Below are 20399 nucleotides of genomic sequence, written 5' to 3'. Positions count from 1 at the left end.
CGGCAAGGATGAGAAACCTGCCGGCCCGCCACGTACATCAAGCGTTCAACTTGCGTTGATTACTTGGTGATCACACTGACTTTGTCGACCACGAACGAAGTCTGTGCCGACGAGTCTTCCGTCATCGAGAACGACAGCGTCACGGTCTGGCCTTTGTATGGCAGCAGGTTGAACGTGCGCATCTGGTAGCCGGTCGCCTTGTTCAGGTTCGAATAGGTGGCCAGCGTGCCCAGCGTGGTGCCGCTGCTGTTCTTCACCGTCACGGTCAGCTTGTCGTAAGCCGTCGTGGTGGTGGTTTCAGCGGTGTCGATGTGCAGCGCGAACGACAGGTCTGCCGCGGTCGCGGTGGAAGGAATCACCACTGGCTGCGTCAGGGTTTCCGTCGCGGTGGTGCCATTGCCGCCCAGCCATGCGAACTTGGTGCCTTCGTAGGCGGTCTGGCCGCTGAAGGAACCGATCACGCCGGTGGTGCCGCTCCAGCCGGTGGCGCCCGACTCGAAGCCGCCGTTGGAAACGCGCTCGGTGCCGGTCACGGTGCTGACGGTCAGGGTTGCGCTGCTCGACGTTGCGCTCTTCTGTGGCGACGATGCGTCTTTCACCACGGCGTAGAAGGTTGCGCCGTTGTCGGCCGTTTGCGCGGTCAGCGAGTACGTTGCGGAGGTTGCGCCGGTGATGGCCGAACCGTTACGGTACCATTGGTACGTATAAGGCGCGGTGCCGCCGGAAATGCTGCCCACGGTGAACGATGCGGTGCCGCCTGGCGCGACGGTGACGGACGATGGCTGGCCGCCGATGACGACGCCGCCACCCACTTCATCCACGTCGGCGCCGACGTTGATCGCAGCGTAAGCGCGCTGCACGGCGATCGATTCTTTCGAACCCACGCCATACAGTTCATTGGCCGCTTCGATCATCTTGGTACGCGCGGTGGCGTAGTTGGTCGATGCGGTGAACTTGGTCGTCGCGGCCTTGAACCAGATGCGGTATGCCTTGTCGTTACCGATGCCGGTCATGGCCAGCGGCTGCTTGGTCAGGTATTGGCTGTAGTAATCGCTGCTCGAGGTCGAGTTGGAACCTTGCGACAGGAAGTAGAACGCGCGGTTGTTCGGACCCGAGCTGTAGTGCACGTTGATCGAACCCAGCGTCGAGCTCCAGGCATCCTTGGATGCGCCGTCTTTCGATGGCTTGTACATCCAGCGCAGCGGCTGGCCGTTCTTGGCGATTTCCTTGCCCATCATCCAGTCGTTACCGGCCGGGATCACGGTGCCGGTGCCGCCGTTGCGGGCATAGGCTTCCACCATTTCACCGTTGATGTCGGCGAACGATTCGTTCAGGCCGCCCGACTCGCCCGAGTAGGTCAGGTTGGACGTTGCGTCGACCACGCCGTGGCCCATTTCGTGGCCGATGACGTCGATCGAACCCAGGCTGTAGAACGACGAGCCATCGCCGATGTACATGCACTTGCAGTTTGGATCGAAGAAGGCGTTGTCGTAGTTGTTGTCGACGTGCACAGCGATGTAGGTCGCGGTGTTCTGGCCGTCCAGCGATTGCCAGCCGATCACGTTTTTCATCGTGTCGTAGGTGTTCATCAGGCCCCACAGTGCATTGACTGCGGCGGTCTGGCCGTTGGCGTTGGTGGTGCTGCCGCCGGAGATATATTGCTGGCCGTCGCCCCACACGTTGGTGCTGTTGGTGTAGATGCTGCCTGCCTGCGGATTCGATTCCGGCGAGTGGTTGGCGTTGGTGATCGCCATGCCGCCGAAGGTGCCGCCTACGCCGCGGGATGCATCCAGCATCTTGTAGGTGCTGCCGGACAGCGTGGTGTTGATTGGCACCTGGCCGTTGTACTGGCTGTTGCCGGTGCCGACCACGGTTTGCAGGGCTTGCCATTTGTTGATGATGGCGCCGGTCTTGGCGTTGACGACGGTGTCCTGGTACACCAGCTTGTTACCGTCGTGCATACGGGTCTTGACCATGTAGGCCAACTGGTAGCTGTCCACCACTTCTTCCAGGTCCACCGCGTTCAGCTGGGACTCGGCCTTGTTGACGGCGGAAGGCACGCGCACCGACTTCATGACTGGATAGATCAGCAGTTCGGCGCTTGGCTGCCAGCGGTGCACGCCGCTTGGCGATGCCGATTTCACGGCAATCGCGATGGCCTGGTCGGCGCTCAGCGATGGCGTCACGTCAGGCGCGCCGGCGCGGGCCGATTTGTTGGCGGCCAGGCCTTGCGAACCATTGGTATTCAGGCCGGCGCGGCGGTCCGATACGGACTCGCTGACGATGTCGCCGGCGGCATTGGTCACCACCACGGATTCGGAGCCGAACACGCGCAGGCCCTGGAAGGTGTGGTTAACGCGGGAAATCTTGGTGTTGTCGGCGCCAGGGTGCTGGGCGGCGACGGCAAAGCCGTGTGCCGAGCCCAACGCTGCAGCAGCCGGAGCAGCAGCCAGTTTGCTGACCAGCGAGGCTTTCTCTTGTGGAGTGGCCTGGGCGGTCGGAGCGGCCATCATCTGGCCTGCGGTTGCATGGCTGGTGAACATCATCGGCAGGGCAGCGATGGATGCGGCAAGCAAAGTCTTACGTAAATTCATCTCTTCTCCATAGGTTTTAAAAGGAATGCACTGGGTGTCACCTGGCCGCATGGTTGCGTGGCCAGCCTGGCGTCGGACACAGCCGGAACGGATAGTCCGGTGTGGGGTTTGAAAGGTAAAACGCCTGGGAGCTGCGACACTATTCCTGTCGATACGGGCAAGTCAAAAAACTTGCTAAATGAGTCGTGCACCGAATTTTTGTTAAAAATGGGACAAAGATGCTAAGTATTTGCAAGCAAATATAGTCTTTTCGCTTAACGCGTCTTGGACAAAGTTGGCGCACGATAGCGCCAGGAAGGCGGGATTTTGTATGAAAAAAGCAACGAACTAGAAGTTATGCTCTAAATTCGTGGAGAACACGACAGATTGCAAACTAATTCGCTGTGTCGTGGTTGCAATCTCAATATATTGCGTTCTACACTAGGCGCGGACTCAGGCATAAACGCTTGACAACACACAACTAAAGCGGCGGGCAACGACCTGCCGCATACCGGGAAACCGGATCGGGAATTACAGGGACAGAATATGACGAAGATCAGCACCACGTTGGCCCGTGCTTTGCGCACGAGCCTGCCCAGCCCTTCATAGGGTATCGCCGCCGCCACCCACTAGCAGTTTCACGCCGTCACGCCGCTATCCGGCCAGCCGGCGACGTCGCGCATTTGCCGCCATATACGGTGCAAGTGTGCAGGGACAGCTTTTAACTGTGCTTACTATGCTCTCGATATCTACCAAAGTTGAGCGGCTGGTCATGGAGTCGCCTTTCCTTACTGAAGGATTAGGGCGTGGCCTGATCAACCTCTCCGAGCTGGCAAGGCAGCTGCAACCGCAGCTGGAAACGGATCTGTGGAAACCGGTGGGCCAGGCCGCCGTCGTCATGGCGCTGCGCCGTGTCGCGGAGCGCCTGCCGCAGCATGAAACCGGGCCGCTGGCGGAATTGCAGCTGGCGCGCAAATCGGGCGAACTGACCACGCGCACCGACCTGACGATGACGACGTACAGGTATTCCGAGAATACCTACGAATGCCATCGCCAGTTGCTGGAAATGGTGGCGCCGCAGCAGGGGGCGTTCATCACCGTCACACGCGGCATCAATGAAGTGATGGTCATTTGCAGCCGGCCGCTGATGAACGTGGTCAACCAGGTCTTCGTGCACGAGCGCGAACTGGCGCGGCTGGAAAACCTCAATGCCGTGACCTTGCACCTGAATCCCGACACGCTGGACATGCCCGGCATTTACCACGGCATCCTGAAAAAGCTGGCGTGGGAAAAAATCAACCTCGTCAACATGATCTGCACGCACACGGAATTGACGGTGCTGCTGGAGCAGCGCCATACGGGGGCGGCGATTTCCGTGCTGTCGCGGCTGGTGGCGCATTGAAGGCGGTGGCTGTGCCGCGCCAGGGCTTGCCGCGGCTGGTGTACCGCAAGCCGATGCTGGGGCGCGATTACTGGGTGCATGACGCGATCCTGCCGGATCCCGACGCGGTCTCGCGGCGCTGCTTCGCCCACGACGAATGGGAACTGGGCGCGCCCCGCAAACCCATGCCATGGCCCGGCATGCGCAGCCCCGGCGCGCTGACGCCGGAGGAGCTGGCCGGCGTCGAGGCGTGGGTCAAGAAAGTCACGGGCGCCAAGCGCCTGTGGCAGCAGGTGGCGCCGGAAGGACACATGTTGAACCACAACTATGTGCAACTGGTGGGCGGTGCGGAATCGGGGCCCCGTCCCCATACGGATTCGCGCAAGCTGTGCCGCTATGCCGCCGTGATTTACCTGTCGCCCGATCCGCTGGTCTCCGCCGGCACGTCGTTTTACCGGCTGCGCTATCCGGACGGCACCTTGGGCGGCAATATCTGCAGCCCGCCCCATGCGAACTTGCGCGAAGCGCTGGGCGTGACCGGCTTGCCGCAGGAAGCGTGGCATGAAGAAGTCATGGTGGAAAACCGCTACAACCGCATGCTGCTGTACCGCGCCAATCTCGTGCACTCGGCCAGCGGCTATTTCGGCACCGGCCATGACGACAAGCGCATGACGGCCGTGTTTTTCTGGATGGCGGATGCTTAATTAATTAGGGGCCTGGCCCTTTTAGCACTATCGTTCACAACGCGAACGATAGTGCTAAAAGGGTCAGGCCCCAATGAAACAGAAGGGTGGTTTCCGCAGTGCGGAAGCCACCCCGCCTCATCATGCCAGTTGGGAACGTACGCGGGCGATCGCGGCGCGGACCTGGTTTGGCGCGGTGCCGCCCACGTGGTCGCGGGCTGCCACGGAACCTTCCAGGGTCAGCACGGCAAACACATCCTGCTCGATCAGCGGCGAGAATTCGCGCAACTGGTCCAGCGACATTTCCGCCAGGTCGATCTTCAAGCCGTCGCAGGCGCGTACCGCGTGCGCCACGGCTTCGTGCGCGTCGCGGAATGGCAAGCCTTTCTTGACCAGGTAATCGGCCAGGTCGGTCGCCGTGGCGTAGCCTTGCAGCGCGGCCGAACGCATGGCTTCCGGTTTCACCGTGATGCCGCCCGCCATGTCGGCGAAGATGCGCAGCGTGTCGACCAGCGTGTCCACCGTGTCGAACAGCGGCTCCTTGTCTTCCTGGTTGTCCTTGTTGTAAGCCAGCGGCTGGCCTTTCATCAGGGTCAGCAGGCCCATCAGGTGGCCATACACGCGGCCGGTTTTGCCGCGCGCCAGTTCCGGCACGTCCGGGTTTTTCTTTTGCGGCATGATCGACGAACCGGTGCAGAAGCGGTCTGCGATGTCGATGAAGCCCACGCGCGGGCTCATCCAGATGATCAATTCTTCCGACATGCGCGAAATGTGCGTCATCACCAGCGATGCGGCAGCCGTGAATTCAATCGCAAAGTCGCGGTCCGACACGGCGTCCAGCGAGTTGTGGCAGACGTCGTCAAAGCCCAGCGTTTGCGCCACGCGCACGCGGTCGATCGGGAACGTGGTGCCGGCCAGCGCGGCGGAGCCCAGCGGCAAGCGGTTGACGCGCTTGCGGCAGTCCGCAAAACGCTCGGCGTCGCGGCCGAACATTTCCACGTAGGCGAGCATGTGGTGGCCGAACGTGATTGGCTGCGCCACCTGCATGTGGGTAAAGCCGGGCAGGATGGTGTCCGCGTGCTGTTCCGCCAGGTCGGTCAGCGCGCCGCGCAACTGCTTCAGCAGGCCGGTGACGTCGTCGATGGCGGCGCGCACGTACAGGCGGATGTCGGTGGCCACCTGGTCGTTGCGGGAACGGCCCGTGTGCAGGCGCTTGCCGGCGTCGCCGACCAGCTCGGTCAGGCGCTTTTCAATGTTCAGGTGCACGTCTTCCAGGTCTAGCAGCCATTCGAACTTGCCGGACTCGATTTCCGAGCTGATCTGCGCCATGCCGCGCTGGATGTCGGCCAGGTCGGTGGCGCTGATGATGCCTTGCGCGGCCAGCATGTCGGCGTGCGCCAGCGAACCCTGGATGTCGGCCTTGGCCATGCGGTTGTCAAAAAAGACAGAGGCGGTATAGCGTTTGACGAGGTCGGAAACAGGTTCGGAGAAGCGTGCCGACCAGGCTTCGCTCTTTTTGGAAAATTGATCAGTCATGGTAAATAATGAGGTGGGCGTGCGGGAGAATTGACCGATTATAGCCAAGGTTGCGCCAGTCAGTCTGGCTCCGGGTTTTTTAGGCGTATCCATTTTCAGCGATAAGTTGTTAATATCGCCATATTTATAGCCAATTTGCCGCTGGTGCGGCGCTATTGAGACAGGAGGGGACATGCCGGTACTGGAGGTGAGCACGGACAAAACGCGGCTCGACGTGGCGCTGATACACCGCTTCCTCAGCGGCCAGTCGACCTGGGCGCAGGGCTTGCCGCTGTCCGTGCTGGGAAAAGCCATCGCCAATTCCCTGTGCTTCGGCGGTTACGCGGACGGTGCGCAGGTGGCGTTTGCCCGCGTGGTGACGGATGGCGCCACGTTTGCCAACCTGGTCGATGTCTTCGTGCTGCCGGAATGCCGCCGCCTGGGCTACAGCAAGCAATTGATGACGGCCATCATGGCGCACCCGGAGTTGCAGGGGCTGCGGCGCTTCACGCTGGCGACGGGCGATGCGCATGGCTTGTACCGCCAATACGGTTTCGGCTCGCCGCAGCGGCCGCAGACGCTGATGGAGCGGTATTTTCCGGATATTTACAAGACGGAAGCGTAAGCCCCGGGACTTAAAGCCCGGTGGCGCAGCCTCTGCGTAGGGCGGTTTCCGCGGAGCGGAAGCCGCCATGTTTGCGCCGCGTTGACGCACGCATGGCGGCTTGATGAAACCAATCCGCCCTACATAATCACTGCCAGTTCATCAGGCAGGGCGGCACCAGCAACAGCAGCGCCAGCACCGCATAAATCAGTTGCAGCGGCACCATCCATTTGGCCCACGTGATCCACGGAATCCGGGCCAGCGCGAGCACACCCACGGTAATGCCGGACGTGGGAATCATCGGCGTGGTGAATTCGCCAAACTGGTACGCCAGGATGGCGGTCTGGCGCGTCACGCCCACCAGGTCGGACAGCGGCGCCATGATCGGCATCGTCAGCGCCGCCTGTCCCGTGCCGGAGTGGATGAAGAAGTTGATGACGGTCTGGATCGCGAACATTTTATGCGCCGCGAACACCGGGCTGGAAGACTGCACCAGCGGCATCAGGCCGTGCAGCATGGTGTCGATGATTTGCGCATCGCGCGCCAGAATCACCGTGCCGCGCGCCAGTGCGATCACCAGCGCCGTGCCCACCAGGTCTTTCGCGCCGTGCATGAAGGCGCCCATGAATTCATCGGAATCCAGGCGGCCCACCACGCCCACCACGATGGTCATGGCCAGGAACAGGGCGGCGATCTGCTCGATATACCAGTCGAATTTCACGACGCCCACCACCATGCCCAGCAGCGAACCGGCAAAGATGAACAGCACCAGCTTGTGCTTGAAGGTCATGCCGGTGAAGGTGCTGAAGTCGACCGGGTTTTCCGTGCGCTTGACGAGGTCCATTTCATAGGTCGGCGACAGTTGCGGGTTGCGCTTGATGCGCGCCGCGTACCACATCATGAAGGCAATCGTCACCGCCGTCATGATGACCCACACGATCAGCCGGTAGCCCATGCCGGAAAACAGCGGCACACCGGCGATGCCCTGCGCCACGCCGACATTGAAGGGATTCAAAAACGCGGCGCCGAAGCCGATCTGGGTGCCGAGGAAGGGCAGTGACACGCCGGTGACCGTGTCATAGCCCAGCGCCAGCGCCAGCGGCACGAAAATCAGGATGAACGGAATCGCTTCCTCGTTCATGCCGAAGGTGGCGCCGCCCAGCGAAAACAGCGTCAGGAACACGGGAATCAGCGCCACGCGCACGAAGCGCGAATGGTCGTGCGCCTTGGCGATCGACTTGATCATGGCGTCGATGGCGTCGGTCTTTTGCAGCACGGCGAACGCGCCGCCCGTGATCAGCACGAAGCCGATGATCAGCGCCGCTTCGACAAACCCCTTGATGGGCGCCATCAGCAGCGCGACGAGACCCTGCGGCTTGCTGGCCACGTAGTGGAAGGTGGCGGGATCGATCAGCTGCTTGCCGTTGACCAGGTGCGTATCGTATTTGCCGCCCGGGACCAGCCACGTGGACAGGGCGATCATCGCCAGGATGGCGAAGATCAGGACATACGTATTGGGAAGCCGGAGTTTCATGCGGTCCTTGTTATTGAGAGAGCAGCTCGCCGGAGCGGAACGCGGACGCTCCCGCTACCTTGCCGATATTCATGCCGCGCAGCACGTGGCGGTGCGCACTGCGCGCGAAGAACACGCCGTCGACCGTGCAGCGGATGGTCGACGTGGCGCCGCTGACGGGATCGATGACGTCGGCCAGCGCATCGCCCGCCTTGACCTTGTCGCCCAGCTTGCGGGTGTAGACCAGCACGCCGGGGTGGGGCGCCAGCAGCGGTTCCACGCCTTCCAGCGGCGTGGCGGCGCACAGCGCCGGCGGCAGTTCGCCCACTTCAAAGTCGATCACGCCATTGATCGCGAGGAAGCGCAGCAGGCTGTCCGCATCCTTTTCCGCCAGGCCGTACTCGACTTCCATCTCGCCCCGCAATTCCACCGTGGTGGAAACGCAGGCCGGCGGAATCGGCACGCTCGGGAAGTGCGCCTGCAAATCCCACCACAGGCGGCTGCAGGCTTCGTCGAACGGTTCGCCGCCCGCCGCCAGCGCCAGCAGCACAGCATGGGCGCCCATCAGGCGCGACAGCGGTTCGATCGCATCGGCCAGCGGCGTACCCGCGTAGATGTGCAGCACGGCTTCGTTATCGCAGTGCAGGTCCAGCACGATATCGGCGTCGATCGCCATTTCCAGCAGGGTTTTCTTCAGCGTGTCGGCATCCGTCTTCGGCTGCTGCGCCTGCACCAGCGCTAGCGCCTGGCGGCGGATTTCCGCCACATTGGCTTGCGCATCCTGTCCCAGCTTGCCTTCCAGCGACGATTTCAGTTCGTCGGCCACGTGCTTGTACGAGCGGTTGAAGTTGATGCCGGTGGTGATATCGAAGCGGCCGAACGGCGCGCCCTGGATCGCCTGCGACAGGCCGATCGGATTGGCGGCCGGCACCAGGATGATTTCGCCGTGCACCTTGCCGGCCGCATCGAGCCGGTCGAGTTCACGGCGCAGGAATTGCGCCACCAGCATGCCCGGCACTTCGTCGGCATGCAGCGCGGCTTGAATATAGATTTTTTTGCCGGCGCCGGGTGTGCCGTAGTGGTAGCTGGTCAGCTGGAACGAAGTGCTGCTTTGTGGCGCGGACAGCGCGTGCTTTTTCACTTGCATGGTCGGACCTGTATAGATATTTGGGCTCGGGGCACCCATTATGCCGTCCCGGCGGCGCCCGTGGCGAGACGTTTTGGACGTCCAGGCAGGTGCTGGAGAAGGCTGCTTTGCTGTATATTTGGAAACTGTACGGGCAGAATGCATGCATTTTGCCATCATCCACAGCGAATGGACTGCAACATGGGCGCATTGAGGGAATTATTGGGTAACTTGAAGTCGGTTTTGACGTCGATAGCGGGGCGCTCTATGGGAGGCTTGGCACTGATCTGGCTGACGATGGCCGCAGCGCAGGCGGCGGATCCGCCGGAACCGAAAGGTTCGCTGGTCATCATCGGCGGCGGCCTGCGTGGCGATAACGCGGACATCTGGCAACGCATCGTGCAACTGGCCGGCGGCAAGGGCGCGCGCATTGCCGTGTTCCCGTCGGCGGCCGGCGCACCGGAACGCACGGGCCAGTCCATCATGGGCTACCTGAAACGTTATGGCGCCGATCCTTTCCTGGTGCCGATTGCCGTGAAACTGGCCAACAGCGATTACCGCAAGGCGGCCGACGACATGACCTTGGCGGACCGTGTGCGGCGCGCCGGCGGCGTGTATTTCGCGGGCGGCGACCAGGGCCGCATCACGCAGGCGCTGGTGCGCCCGGACGGCACGCGCACGGCGGCGCTGGATGCGATCTGGGACATTTACCGCCGGGGCGGCGTAATTGCCGGCACCAGCGCGGGCGCCGCCATCATGAGCAGCACCATGTTCTATGACGCGCGCCGCGTGCTGTCGACCTTGCAGGAAGGCGTGGCGGACGGCAAGGATATCGCGCCGGGACTGGGCTTCATCGGCGACGATATTTTCGTCGACCAGCACTTGCTGATCCGCGGCCGCTTTGCCCGCATGATTCCCGTCATGCTGAAAAAGGGTTACCAGTTGGGGCTGGGCATCGATGAAAACTCTGCGATGGTGGTCAACAGCAAGCGAGAAGTGGAAATCATTGGTTACAAGGGCGCGCTGCTGCTGGACTTGTCGCGCGCCACGATGGAATCGGATGCCAGCGCGTTCAACGTCAGCAATGTGTTGATCAGCTACCTGGACCGGGGTGACCGGTTCAACATCGCCACCAAGACGTTTACGCCGGCGCCGGACAAGGCGGACGGCCGCCTCGATAACGCGCGGCCCGCGCGGCGCGGCCCCGTGTACAGCAACGATATCCTCGGCAACAGCGCGGTCAGCGACTTGATGGAGCGGCTGATCGACAGCGACCAGCAGGATGCGATCGGCATTGCCAGCGGCGACCCGCGCGGCACCACGCCGGAAGTGGGCTTTGAATTCCGCTTCTCGAAGACGGCGGAAAGCGAAGGCTATCTGTCGTCCGTGGTCGATGCCTACTCGATCCTGAACCTGCGGCTCGATATCCGTCCCATAGAAGTGCAACGTCCGCTGTATAAATACAAGAATTAATTCGGCGGGGGCGGAATTAGAATGTTGGCCACTTCAGTCACATTAGCCACATTCACCAACAGGATTCCGCCCCATGACTCTCTTCGCCAAGGCAGCACTGGCAACCTGCGCGCTTGCCGCTTCCGCTGCTTCCGCAACACCTCCCGCCACCATCCGCCTCGATTACCTGCATAGCGGGAATGCGCTGGCCGAGCAGTATGCGATTGACCGCGTGGTAATCGAGCCGCTGCCGTGGGCCGGCAACCTGTCGCGCAATATCGATGACACGGACCGTGGCGTCAACAAGGTCGAAGTGGTGGATGCGAAGACGGGCGACGTGCTGTACACGCGGGGCTTTTCCACCATCTTTGGCGAATGGCGCACCACGGACGAAGCGCAAAAGGTCACGCGCGGCTTCCAGGAATCCGTGCGTTTCCCGAAACCGGACCGCCCGGTGCGCGTACGCATCCTGAAGCGCGATGAGCGCAACCAGTTTTCCATCGTGTGGAGCGTGGACGTCGATCCGGACGCGCAGGACGTGGTGCGCAAGCAGGATCCGGCGCCGGCCAAGCCGATCGCCATCCGCGTCTACGGCGCGCCCGGCGATAAAGTCGACTTGCTGATCCTGGGCGACGGCTACACCAAGGCGGACATGCCGAAATTCGAGCAGAGCGCGCGCAAGCTGGCCGATTACCTGTTCTCCGTGTCGCCGTTCAAGGAGCGGGCGAAAGACTTCAACGTGTGGGGCATCGCTGTGCCGACCCAGGAATCCGGCGTCTCGCGCCCGTCGACTGGCCAGCACCACGCGTCCGCGCTGGGTACCCGCTATGACATCTTTGGCAGCGAGCGCTACGTGCTGACCCTGGACAACCGCGCCTTGCGCGAAATCGCCCAGCACGCGCCGTACGAATTCATTGAAATCCTCGTCAACAATGACACCTACGGCGGTGGCGGCATTTACGGCCAGTTCAGCACGGCCGCCGCCAACAGCGACTGGGCCAACTACCTGTTCGTGCACGAATTCGGCCACCACTTCGCGGGACTGGCGGATGAGTACTACACGTCGCCGGTGGCCTACGCGTCCGGTGGCGCGAACCGCCCGGAACCGTGGGAACCGAATGCCACGGCGATGAAGGATCCCTCCCGGCTGAAATGGAAGCACCTGGTCACGCAGGGCACGGCGCTGCCGACGCCATGGCCGAAGGCCGTATATGAAGAGCATTCGCGCGCGTACCAGAAGACACGCGCCGCGCTGCGCAAGGACAACCGTCCGGAAGCGGAAATGAGCGCGCTGTTCAGGGAAGACCTGGCCTACACCACCAAGCTGTTTTCCACCGCGCCGAACAAGGACGCCGTCGGTGCGTTCGAAGGGGCGAACTATGAAGCGACGGGCTATTACCGCCCGGCGCAGCAATGCCTGATGTTCGACCGCAGCGAGAAATTCTGCGCCGTGTGCAAGGAGGCGGTGAACCAGACCATTGATTTGTATTCGCGGCCGGCGAAATAAGGCGCTATGCCGTGCTGAAGTTGTCCCGGGTGGCGATTAGCACGGCGCCACAACTGGTTTTGTCGCCATCGAATGCCAACCGTTTTCCGTTGACGGTATGGCGCGGCGAACCGCTGATGATCTTGCAACCGTTGTGGCCGGGGATGGGGCAGGTGCAGGTGTCGCCTTCGCAGGCGACCGGGATGCCATTGATTGTGAAGTGGTTAAGGCTGCATTGGATGACTTTGCCGCCGTGAGTGGTGTCGTCGCCTAAGCGGATCACGTTGCGCATGATTGGGGCCTAATGAGAGTGTGGCGATTATTTGTTGGCGCGTTTGCGTTCGGCCTCCATTAGTGCTTCCACTGATGGAGCGTTGTAGTTGTCCGGATCGATGGCTGGCTGCACATCATGAACGAACGGGTCACCCTGCATTCTGCGTACTTCATCTGGTGCGGGGCTGATAAAGACGATGCTGGCTTCGTCGGGATCGCGCAAATTGATGGCTGCGCTGACACCGCCTTCTTTGTAACTGCCCATGACACCCAATGCCATTTGCATAAAGAAGGTCGCTGCACCTGTATTCCCAAGGCGCCGGTCGGTGTTGATGAATTGCGCGGTCTTGCTGATGTCGATGGCTGGACCGCCTTCGTGTTCATATTGATGCAGCATGCTGGTGAGCATGATCAGTTGGTCCTTGTTGTTATTGGTGCCTGCGATGATGCGGGACGGTCCTTTGGCGCGCTCGGCATCCGATAATGTTTGTATGGCTTGATGCCAGCCTGCCATTAGCGTGTGCCTGCGCTGTTCACGACGCATGATGGATTTGCCGTCTTTGTCTCGGAAGGAGACGAAGATAGGGCGGTGAAGATAGCCGAGAGTGGGCAAGCGGTCGAAGGCACTTAGCTGATCGTAAGTCCAGGGAATTGGGAACCAGGGAGTAGGTTTCCATGTTTTCGGGGGCTTGTTCCGGTAGGCCAGTGTCTTGTTAAGGAATTCATCATGACCTTCTGGATGTGCTTCCCGAGTTTTTGCAAAGGCGGCGGCGGCTGGAATCCATTCCGTGATAGTGGGAGGACGTGCAATGGATGTTCCATCGCCGTATTTCGATTTGGTCGGAATGGATGCCATCAAGGCGTAATACATCTGCCGAAATTCCCACTGTAGGAAATTATCGTCAAGGTCAATCCAATCGTAGGGACGTAGCGGCTCGACTCGTTCTCGACGGGCCAGAGCAAAGACTGCTGCCGCATCGGGCATCGCAGGAACGTAGTAGCCGTTTTTTACCAGGCTTGGAGTGCCAGGCGGCAGAGACTGGTCCCGATACGAATAGCTTTCATCTGCGGCCACCACGACGAATGGCACATCTGGATGCTCGTCAAAAAAACTAAATACTTGCTCTAACAGGCGGTCCGGCCGTTCGGCGAGCTTCCATGCACCGTTGACCCATAGATGAAATGACAGTCCCGTGCCTTGCGTACTTCCCGCGAGACCCATCACTGGATCTGTTGGCGGTGTAAAAGAGGGCGCGCTGGCATAGAACGATGGTAGGCCCCAATACATCGGGGTTTTTTTTGCTGCATTTTCAAAAGCGTCCAGCAACCGACCACCACTGATGCCTATCTTATCGGTGTCCCTCCATGCATACTTCTTGGGATCAGTTTCGCGAATGCTGGTGTATGGGCTTCCTTTTTGAAGCGCTTCCCATACTTTTCCCTGCCGGTGCTTGTCCAGTGTTATGCCAAGGCTGATCACTTCTAGTACATATTCTCGCTGCTCTTTCTCATTATTGGCGATGAACTTCTGCTGCCGCATCAGCTCTGCTTGCAAAATCTTATGGCGTTCCTGCGCCTGCTTTTCTTTTCCTCTGGCGTGTGCAGCAACGACTAAGAACCCGATAACTAATACTGCACCCATGTAGAGGCCTAATTGAACCCAGCGGGTGATTTCCATTTTCAACTCCGGAGAAGTTAATGTGGTTTTGGCGAGCAAAAACAGTCCCAAAGCAGCTAATACTATAAGAAGGATCAGCATGGCTTCTGGAGCGTGGCCTCTGAAAATAAACAATTTGATTATTGTTGATATGTTAGTTTCATTCATGGTCTAACCTTGTTTTTAGGCGATACCCGACTACCGGTGACGGATTCCGCGATAACAATGTCCCATAAAGGACTTCCATCTGGTAAAGGCAAATTCGGGAGGATTCCAGAACTGTAATACTTGGAGTTTCCTTCAATAAGTTTTTTGCGCCATGGCGATTCAACTTCCCAATATGCGGAGTGTTTATTAAGAAATTTTTCCCATGAAAGTATTCCTGGGCGCTCCCTCTCGTTGGTAAGTGGTTTTTTCAAGCGCCAATCTGCCACGTCGCAAAGGTATGCATAAAACATCGGATCAGTAGATGCCTTGCCCTGTCCGACTGCAATGTCGTAAGCCGTGACTTGCTGATGGTTTTCCTTGTTGCCAATGATGGAGCCATGAAACGATTTGGCGCTCACTTCATGCTGCCAGCGCTTCCTCGCTTCGTTTGGGCTTTCCTGTACCTGTATCTTGAGTTTTCCCTCTTTATAGGTGGATGAAAGGACCATGCGTTGGTCATCGCCTTTCAGATTTCTCTGCTTGTTGTAGAGCTCGGATAGTTTTCTTCTTTCTTCAGGATGCATGATCCTTGCAGTGGTGGAGGTGCCACTTCCCATTTCGGCACTGCCCCGGATTGACTGGTCGGGATGGTCTTCCCACCATGTCAGGAGTCCGCTACTGCTTGTCACTGCAATTGCTGCATCGATGGGATCAACTTCCTCACACGGGCCACGGTTTGGCGGAGTGATTTCGTTTGCATTGCTTAATACTGCGGCCACTGGTTTGCGCAAAGCTTCGCCTGTTATTGTGCGGATGCCGTTTCGTTGATCTTCAGGTTTGTCATGTGGATCAATCGGCCAGGTGGCTATAGGCAAGTTGGCACGTAGTTTGCGTCCGGAACTATCTACATGAGCATGATCGTCTTCGCCCTTGATACGCAACGCATAGTCATAAGGGGACTCGGCTCCGACCAAGACAATGGCTGGCGTATGAGCGTTGGAGTTCGTCCGCAATTTATTGGTAAATACGCGTTGAAAAAATCCCTTGCCTAGCTCTTTTAGCGGATTGCGAGTGACCTCCTTGGCTACGAGCGTTTTCTCGGATTGCCCATCCGTCGTGGGAGTAAGAACCCACTGGGTACCTGTTATGTAGTCTGGAACGCCTTGCCAGCCTATGCCTTGCATATTATCCAGAGCCACAGTCATGTCCTGCGGACAAAAGTACAGGTAGACTTTTCCCCGGTTATCGCGATCGTTGCTGACTTGCCATTTAGAGCCAACGATGCCATCGTGTTTTTTGTGATCGTTCAGTGTGTTGAATTCCGGTTCAGCTGGAGTCGGCTTGCGCTCGGCGATGCGACGCACAATATTGGACAGCGTCTGTAGACGTGCATGCAGGCATTGCATTCCAGTGAGATTCGCATAATGTGGTTCCATCACCGCATCGGACCCGCCAATCAGGTGGCTGCTGCCTTTTGACACAAACGAGAAAGTATCTACCAAACTATAAGGGGGATGAGTCAGGATAAGCGTATCCGCTGGGCGCAGGTCTTTCTCGGCCAGCATTGCCTGTGCAAGTAAAGTTACCAGGCAGCCCTGGCTATGCGCGATGACTGTAACTGTTTCTCCATCATCGTAATCCCGTATCATTGAAATCAGCGCTGCGAGCCTTGATGCAGCCAGCACCATGTAAAGCCTTCCTGGGCAATTCAGCAAAGGTCGGACCGCGTCGCCACCCACATCTATCATTACAGTGCCAAACCCCTTGTTCCACATATCAGGCAAATTGCTGGTGGCGTTGGCAAAGGGACCGCCACCTTTGGACTTATCCTTGTCGAGCCGGTTGCCGTAACGGTCAACATACTGCCCACGCTTAATGCGAGTCTGTTCATCCAGCTCACGATAACCCCAATAAAACGGAATAACCGGACTATCCGTGTTTTCATCGACACTGCGCTTGAAAAACACTGCATCCGGATCCGGTTCCAATTTTTCTTTATCGGCCGCCACGGGCATCCGATAACTGCCCGCCTTGAACGTGCGATGCAGGCGCTCTTCCAGCCCTTTGCACAATCCCTGCTCGACAGCGTCGTAGCCTGTACCGACATCATTGACACCATGGATGACAATCACATTGCCCGGCAGGCGGCGGCGCACGTCGACCGGCTTGTTGGCCGTGCGCTTGGTCTTCAATACGGAGGTGGTTTTTCCCTTCGCGCGTTTGGGTTGCGGATACAGTCCCATGTCACTCTCCCTTGGTCGATGCCGTGATGTTCACCAGTTGCATGGCATCGCGCAGGATTTCCTCTGCTTTGCCATCGCCGTCTGTCAGGGCCTGCATTTCGCTGCCATCGTCAAACGACAAATCGAGCTGCTGGTTGGGGGCGGCATCGTCTTCTGCTTCAGAATCGCCATCCGCAAAGGTCCCACCCCGGTAACGAGTGATAAATTGCTCGCTGGCCTGTGCCTGACCGAAGGCAGGAAAGGCCGCCTCCATGGTTTCCGGATCATTGAAGACAAAGCGCGGCGCGTTAAACTTGAGTGGTTTGCTGCTGCCCAGCGTAATGCCATCTCCCAGCCGAATGAACGATCCGTCTTCGCATACCAGTTCGATAGCTGGCGCCATGGCCACGAGCTTGCCCTCGGTTGCTGTCAAACGGAGCGACTTGGCCGCATTGATATCCATGTCGTCGTGCTGGCTTTGCATCAGCAGCGTGCCGAAGTGTGCGATGGCTTTGATTCCGCCATGGTGCGAAAACAATGAAATACCTTTGCCCGCATTGAGGTTGAAGCGCTGGCCGGAGGCCAGCTGCAAATGCTGTTGAGCTACCGTGTCGATATTGGCGGCAGCGTAGCTGACGATGGATTTTGACGTCGCAAAGCTGATGCCCGCGGGTGCCGAGACACCAATTACAGGTGTACCGCCGCCTTCGCCCTTGGGTGACGTATTGCTTCCGTTTTCCCACCGCTTGAATGCCGACTTCAATTCATCCTGGGATTGCACATCGAGCGGCAGCGCGTGATGCTGGGCGGCGTGTTCGCCGAGAGAACGGAACAGTTCGAGGCAATCCTCCATCAGGGCCAGATATTCCGCGCGATCGAGTTGCTTGTCATTGCGTGACAGGTTCTGCCACGTGGACAGCAACATGCCTTTGCAAGCGCGCAGCGCCATGTGTTCATCAGTGCGCAGTTCCGCTCCCTCGCCACGCGGGACGCCGGCGCCTTTGGCGCGAGACTGCACCAGCCATCCCAGATTCAGTTCGCTGGCGCCATGTTCGCAGCCCAGTTGCGTGCTGATTTGCCCGGCGGTGTCATCGAAGCGCAACTGGTTGGCTCGCTTGCCGCGTATCTCGCGGCTCTTTAATCCAGACAGATAGCGGTTGTCCGGCAATCCAGCGGAACCCAGGCAGGGTGGGAGGGCGTCGGCGTTGTACAGTTGTGCAATGATGATGGGTTTGTCTGGATCACCGCCCAGAAATGCCAGCAGCACTTCGGTGCCGACGCGCGGCAAATTCAGCAAGCCCAGATTGTTCCCCCTGCTGCCGATATTGCCGGCCCAACTGCTGGCAACGCGAACCCACGCCGTGACAGCGCGGTCATCCCGCGTCAGCGTGCCGGTGAAGCGGACTTTGACCCGTCCCAGTTCATCGCAAGACACTTCTTCTCCGGGAGGTCCTGCCACGACGGCTGTTTGCATATGAGGATGGGGAAGGTCAGTGCGTGGATCGTAGGCAGGGACAAAGCGGATGCCGCGGCGGATGCAGGTCAGTCGCGTCAAGAAGCGCAATTCGCCGGATGTATATCCCGGGACGGACGCCGGCAGGCCTGGCGCTTCGATGTTCCACCGGCTCATGGCAAACAAACGATCCACCCGTGCATCGAGTCCCTTTGGCAGGTTGTTGCTGGCCATGATGTACTGGGTAATGACGACGAACTGGCGCTCATTGTCTGGGTGCCGGTCCAATTCAGGGTGACCCTCGAGGCTGAGGTACTCGCCGGGGCCGGTATCGCGCAAGCCACCCTCCGCATAAAAGCATTTGGATTCGAAGTCCTGGCGAGCCTGGCGTAATAACGTCAATGACCGGAAGTCGTCCGCATTACCGCCGGTATGAGGCGCCTCCACCAGATAGTGTTCCAGCCCGGCCGCGTATCGGTTGCCTGCCGTACCCTGATCAATGGCAGTCGATGTACTGGCATTCAGAAAGCCGGGGTGCGAAGGACTGCGATAGTCCCAGCTAAAGCGGCTGGCGCATCCTGACCGGAGGGTCCGTATTCCGCCCCATGCAGTGATGGTGTCGTATTCTTCGGTGGCGCTGTCCCGGTGAAAGCGCACATGCCGGATCGGGCCATGCAGCAGCAAATCAGTGTCGTGCAGTAGCACCATGGTGTGACAAGGCGCGGCATACGGCCGCGAGCGTTCTTCTTCCGGGCCGATAGCCGGTCTGCCTGCACGGAAATACCATGAGATTCCGCGTCGCTTCAGCAGACGGCGGATGAATGCCGCAGTGCTTTCATTGTGCTGGATGATTTGTGAACGTTTCGGAAATTCTTGCAAGGCCAACGCCATGCCGACTTCCATGTCAAAGGCTGCCGCAATTCCCGGGATTCGATGGCGCACTTCGCTCAATAAAGTCAGGACGACTTCCAGTTCGGTGGCGTTGGTAAACACACGCGTATCTGCCCCGAGATCGAGCAATGCCAGACCATCACGCATGACCAACTGATAAGTCGCCAGTCCGCCATCGCTTTCCCCCTGGCTGGCCTCGGCAACAATGCCGCAAATACTGCGTAAATTTCCCTCATCGGTAACGATTTGCAGCTCCACTGGTATGCCAATGAAGGTCTTCAGCGGAATACTCACGTCCAGGGCGACGCAATAAATGCGGATGTCGATTCCGTCACACATTGCCGAACTGCCGCTGACTCGATGCGGTAGCAGTACGTCGTCCTGTATCCCATCCGGAAGGCCCAGCCGCATACGCAATGGACGGTTCTTCGTGTTTAACGTCTCTTCAAGAAGTGCGGTATATGCCAACCCGTCCATTAAGACCTCCGCTGTCGTTGCAGGGATGTCCATTATTTGACAAGGTGTGTGCAGAGAAATTGCTGCTACTCAATGTCGGTGAATTTTCCAGTTACGTTCGCTTACGTTTGATAAATATTGATCGTGCGGCAGCGTACAGATGGTATTTCGCCCCGGACCTATTCTGTCCCTGTGACAAGTTCAGACACCAACACAGAGACAGAAAGGTCATCATGATGAACAAGCTGATAGCTACCCTGATCGCGGGCCTGTTTGCCACCGCCTCCATGGCGCAAACCACCACCGCACCAGCCCCGACGCCGGAAGTCGCGAAAGCGCAAGCCAAAGCGGGTGAAAAGATTGCCAAGGCGGAAGCCAAGGAAGTGAAGAAAGCCGCCGACGCGGACCAGGATGTGGCCAAGGAACAGGCCAAGGCCAACGAGAAAATCGCCAAGGCCCATGCGAAAGCCGACAAGGAACATGCCAAGGCTGCGGATAAAGTCGCCAAGGCCGATCCGGAAGACCGCATGAAGGCGGAAGCGAAGGCCGACAAGAAAATCGCCGCCGCCGACGCGAAAATGGATAAAGCCATCGCCAAGGCCGACGCCAAGGTAGCGAAGGAGAAAGCCGAAGCCAACGAGGAAAAAGCCATTGCAGCCGCCAACACGGCGGAAGCGAAGGCCAAGGCCAACGCCGACATCAAGACGGCCGCCGCCAAGCATTAATCCAGCAGCGTACTCGCCGTGCGGGGCCGGAAATACCGCACTGGCAGGCCGGCGTAACAGCGCGCCGCCTGCATCTCGAACGCCGTGCGGGGCCGGGAATACCGCAGCAACATGATTCACTACGGGCGCCATCACTGGCGCCCGTTTTTATGCCGCACCGGCAAGCAACACCCACCATCGATTCCTTGCATGGCGGAACCAACAGTGGCAGCATAGACTGATCGTTCACCGAACCAGGGGAA

The 20399-nt window shown here is 59.3% G+C and carries 14 protein-coding genes; 6 read left to right on the top strand and 8 right to left on the bottom strand.

Features of this window, described 5'->3' with window-relative positions; all coding sequences use genetic code 11:
* Positions 1-59: 59 nt before the first annotated feature.
* Positions 60-2594, bottom strand: coding sequence for a M4 family metallopeptidase (locus GJ700_RS23205; protein ID WP_154378353.1), 2535 nt, complete (start codon positions 2592-2594; stop codon positions 60-62).
* 751 nt (positions 2595-3345) lie between these two features.
* Between GJ700_RS23205 and GJ700_RS23200 the strand changes: the two genes are divergently transcribed.
* Positions 3346-3975, top strand: a complete 630-nt coding sequence (locus GJ700_RS23200; RefSeq protein ID WP_229507192.1) for an ACT domain-containing protein — start codon at positions 3346-3348, stop codon at positions 3973-3975.
* Positions 3976-3980: 5 nt separating this feature from the next.
* Positions 3981-4658, top strand: coding sequence for a DUF6445 family protein (locus GJ700_RS23195; protein WP_371868088.1), 678 nt, complete (start codon positions 3981-3983; stop codon positions 4656-4658).
* A 120-nt stretch (positions 4659-4778) separates the two neighbouring features.
* Here the strand turns inward: GJ700_RS23195 and argH are convergent, their stop codons facing one another.
* Positions 4779-6173: an argininosuccinate lyase gene (gene argH, locus GJ700_RS23190; RefSeq protein WP_154378349.1), complete on the bottom strand. Its 1395-nt coding sequence runs from the start codon at positions 6171-6173 to the stop codon at positions 4779-4781.
* A 172-nt stretch (positions 6174-6345) separates the two neighbouring features.
* On the opposite strand from argH, the gene GJ700_RS23185 reads away from it, so the two are divergent.
* Entirely contained in the window at positions 6346-6777 is a 432-nt protein-coding gene (locus GJ700_RS23185) for a GNAT family N-acetyltransferase (protein WP_154378347.1), read from the top strand.
* A 127-nt stretch (positions 6778-6904) separates the two neighbouring features.
* Here GJ700_RS23185 and GJ700_RS23180 read toward each other — a convergent pair whose 3' ends face one another.
* On the bottom strand, positions 6905-8290 hold the full coding sequence (locus GJ700_RS23180; protein WP_154378345.1) for a YfcC family protein: 1386 nt from the start codon (positions 8288-8290) through the stop codon (positions 6905-6907).
* Positions 8291-8300: 10 nt separating this feature from the next.
* Entirely contained in the window at positions 8301-9416 is a 1116-nt protein-coding gene (locus tag GJ700_RS23175; RefSeq protein ID WP_154378343.1) for a succinylglutamate desuccinylase/aspartoacylase family protein, read from the bottom strand.
* A gap of 246 nt (positions 9417-9662) precedes the next feature.
* Here GJ700_RS23175 and GJ700_RS23170 point away from each other — a divergent pair, with 246 nt between their 5' ends.
* Both GJ700_RS23170 and GJ700_RS23165 read left to right on the top strand, forming a co-directional pair.
* Positions 9663-10868 (top strand): cyanophycinase, encoded by a 1206-nt coding sequence (locus GJ700_RS23170; RefSeq protein ID WP_154378341.1) that lies wholly within the window; start codon positions 9663-9665, stop codon positions 10866-10868.
* 73 nt (positions 10869-10941) lie between these two features.
* Complete coding sequence (locus tag GJ700_RS23165) at positions 10942-12354, top strand: IgA Peptidase M64 (RefSeq protein ID WP_154378339.1); 1413 nt, start codon at positions 10942-10944, stop codon at positions 12352-12354.
* Positions 12355-12358: 4 nt separating this feature from the next.
* Here GJ700_RS23165 and GJ700_RS23160 read toward each other — a convergent pair whose 3' ends face one another.
* From GJ700_RS23160 to GJ700_RS23145, 4 genes are read right to left on the bottom strand one after another with little or no spacing between them, the layout of a single operon-like run.
* Positions 12359-12625 (bottom strand): PAAR domain-containing protein, encoded by a 267-nt coding sequence (locus GJ700_RS23160; RefSeq protein WP_154378337.1) that lies wholly within the window; start codon positions 12623-12625, stop codon positions 12359-12361.
* A 27-nt stretch (positions 12626-12652) separates the two neighbouring features.
* Positions 12653-14431, bottom strand: coding sequence for a type VI lipase adapter Tla3 domain-containing protein (locus tag GJ700_RS23155; protein WP_154378335.1), 1779 nt, complete (start codon positions 14429-14431; stop codon positions 12653-12655).
* The gene (locus GJ700_RS23150) at positions 14428-16653 is read right to left on the bottom strand and encodes a T6SS effector phospholipase Tle3 domain-containing protein (RefSeq protein WP_154378333.1); all 2226 of its coding nucleotides are present in this window, start codon (positions 16651-16653) and stop codon (positions 14428-14430) included. The genes GJ700_RS23155 and GJ700_RS23150 overlap by 4 nt, the downstream gene beginning before the upstream one ends.
* 1 nt (position 16654) lies before the next feature.
* Positions 16655-19453 (bottom strand): type VI secretion system Vgr family protein, encoded by a 2799-nt coding sequence (locus tag GJ700_RS23145; RefSeq protein WP_195763985.1) that lies wholly within the window; start codon positions 19451-19453, stop codon positions 16655-16657.
* A gap of 212 nt (positions 19454-19665) precedes the next feature.
* On the opposite strand from GJ700_RS23145, the gene GJ700_RS23140 reads away from it, so the two are divergent.
* Positions 19666-20157 carry a hypothetical protein gene (locus GJ700_RS23140; RefSeq protein ID WP_308700709.1) on the top strand — a complete coding sequence of 164 codons (492 nt, stop codon included), beginning with the start codon at positions 19666-19668 and terminating at the stop codon, positions 20155-20157.
* Positions 20158-20399: the final 242 nt, after the last annotated feature.

The organism is Pseudoduganella rivuli, assembly GCF_009674485.1.
Taxonomy (GTDB): domain Bacteria; phylum Pseudomonadota; class Gammaproteobacteria; order Burkholderiales; family Burkholderiaceae_D; genus Rugamonas; species Rugamonas rivuli_B.
This window is presented reverse-complemented; position numbering and strand designations above follow the sequence as displayed.